This is a genomic window from Komagataeibacter intermedius TF2, assembly GCF_000964425.1.
GTDB lineage: Bacteria > Pseudomonadota > Alphaproteobacteria > Acetobacterales > Acetobacteraceae > Komagataeibacter > Komagataeibacter intermedius.
The window spans coordinates 1-929 of record NZ_BANF01000598.1 but is presented as its reverse complement, the minus strand read 5'-3'; the positions used below and the strand labels follow the sequence as shown (position 1 = coordinate 929).

At 60.3% G+C, this 929-nt stretch carries 1 protein-coding gene; it reads left to right on the top strand.

Going from position 1 to position 929, the window contains the following annotated elements; all coding sequences use genetic code 11:
• Positions 1-714, top strand: a 714-nt coding sequence (locus B7449_RS18650; RefSeq protein ID WP_048884059.1) for an ArdC family protein, incomplete at its 5' end; no start/stop codon positions are given.
• Positions 715-929 lie beyond the last annotated feature (215 nt).

Below are 929 nucleotides of genomic sequence, written 5' to 3'. Positions count from 1 at the left end.
GTAGAGATGCAGGGGTTTTCTACCCAGAAATGGCTGACGTTCCGCCAGGCGCATGCGCAGGGCGGCAATGTCAGGAAAGGCGAGAAGGGGACGACGGTGTTTTATGCTGACCGTTTCACGCCAAAATCGGAATCGGGCTCCGACGAGCCTCGCCGGATCCCGTTTCTCAAGCGGTTTACGGTGTTCAATGTTGAGCAGTGCGAGAACCTGCCGGAAAGCATGGTTGCGCCGACTGCGCCGTTGCCGGAACGCGAAATCGTGCCGCACGCGGAAGCGCTGATGCGCGAAACCGGGGCGGACATTCGCATCGGTGGTGACAAGGCATTTTATGCCCCGGATGCGGACTTCATCCGGGTTCCGCCCCAGCAGTCCTATTTCAACCAGATCGATTGGTACCGAACCGTCTTTCATGAGATCGGGCACTGGACCGGGGCTGAAAGCCGGCTGTCGCGCACCTTCGGCAGGCGGTTTGGGGACTATGCCTACGCGGCCGAGGAACTGGTGGCAGAGATGACATCAGCTTTCGTGTGCGCGGAACTGCAGATCGAGCCGACGGTCCGCCATGCGGATTACATTGGGAACTGGCTGGAACTGCTGAAGGCTGACAAGCGCGCCATTTTCACCGCAGCGAGCGCGGCTTCAACTGCGGCCCAATACATTTTCAGCTCATCGACACGTCAGACGTCCGTCGAGGACGTGGCGTCTGCCGCCTGAAACCCAACCCTGAAAACCTGTGCGCCCGCGAGGGCGCGCTGAGTGATGGAGTTCATCATGCCTGTCTTTGCCCTGATTGCCACTCCCGCCGTGCGCATCCGTTCCGATGGCTGCGCCATCCTTCAGGTGCTGCCGATGGAACACCTTGGTGCACGGGGGATGACAGAAGCACGGACGCTCGCGGAAATCTCGACTGCCGTAACGCTTTACGGTGA